Origin of the sequence: Eggerthella sp. 1_3_56FAA (assembly GCF_000185625.1) — a bacterium.
GTDB classification, from domain to species: Bacteria; Actinomycetota; Coriobacteriia; order Coriobacteriales; family Eggerthellaceae; genus Eggerthella; species Eggerthella lenta.
In genome coordinates, this window is the sequence record NZ_GL622594.1 from 1 (window position 1) to 1,186 (window position 1,186).

Genomic DNA, 1,186 nt, shown 5'->3' on the forward strand with positions numbered 1-1,186 from the left:
CTACGCGACTAGTCGTTCCACATCTCCGGGCGAACCAGGGTCGGGTCGGCGACGCGGTTCGGGAAGTAGTCGAGGCACTCGCCCTCGCGGTAGACGTCGGCCGTGGAGCAGTGCAGGCCGCCGCCGAAGGCGTAGGCGCCGCGCAGGTCGACGGGGATGACGTTCATGCCGAGCTTGTCCATCTCCTCCTGCTGGTAGACCTCGGAGGCCTCCACGATGACCGTCTTCGGGTCGAGCACCAGGCAGTTCATGGACAGCCACACGGAGCTGTAGCAGAACTCGGGCGGCTCGGAGTGGGCCGGCTGGGCGGCGTCGACGATCTGCCAGTCGTTGGCCTCGAAGATCGCGCGCTGCTCCTCGGGCAGCTTGCGCTGCGGGTTGTTGATGATCAGGCCGGGGCGCAGCGGCACGAAGGTCGCGTCGATGTGGATCGGGTAGGGGTCGCCCGGGAAGTTCACGGCGTGCACGCGGTGCTCGGGGTAGTAGCGCTGGAACCAGTCCATGGCCGTGCGGTTCGTGGTCAGGCCGTGCTGGATGAACAGGTCCTTGCCCATGCGCATGACGTCGGCGGCGTCCCACATCGGCTCGACTTCCGTCGTGACGAAGTCCTTGTTGGCGGTGCGCACCAGGCGCTCCTCCAGCGAGATCTTCTCGTCGTAGTAGTTGTGCTTGTAGGACTTGTCGGTCAGGCGCGGGCGCGGGGCCTGGGTCCACAGGAAGTCCGGGTCCTCGTCGAAGTACTGCTTCATGAGCGGCCAGTAGGCCAGGTACTCGAAGTAGCGGCAGCGGAAGGAGTTGGCGGAGGCCATGATCTCGTTGCCCATGGTGAGCAGGATGTCGCGGGGCGGCATGCAGGTCATCATCGAGTCGTTGCGGAAGTCGGGCGTGCCGATGGCCTGGTTCCACTGCAGGGGCGTCGGGCGGTCGACGACCACGCCGCGCTCCTCGAGCGCCTTCACGAGGTTCTCGAGGCAGGCGTTGCCGACCTCGACCGTGCGCAGCGGGCGGAGACCCCACATGCCGCGCATCTCGGAGTCGACCGGCACCTTCTCGGAGGTCGCGGGCTCCTCGGGCGGGATGACCGAGTTGTCGCACAGGCCGACGATCACGCGCTTCAGCGGATCCCAGTCGTTCCAAGAATTGACTATCTTCGCCATGACAGTCTCCTTTCTCCGGCAGCGCTTCC

General features: G+C 66.2%; 1 protein-coding gene. It reads right to left on the minus strand.

Annotated elements, in window-relative coordinates; translation table 11 throughout:
* Positions 1 to 8 precede the first annotated feature (8 nt).
* Positions 9 to 1,157, minus strand: coding sequence for a serine/threonine protein kinase (locus HMPREF1023_RS14925; RefSeq protein WP_009307323.1), 1,149 nt, complete (start codon positions 1,155 to 1,157; stop codon positions 9 to 11).
* Between the last annotated feature and the right edge of the window lie 29 nt (positions 1,158 to 1,186).

Coding starts and splice junctions, on each gene's coding strand:
- HMPREF1023_RS14925 (WP_009307323.1), bottom strand. CDS start 1,157: ATGGCGAAGATAGTCAATTCTTGGAACGACTGGGATCCGCTGAAGCGC.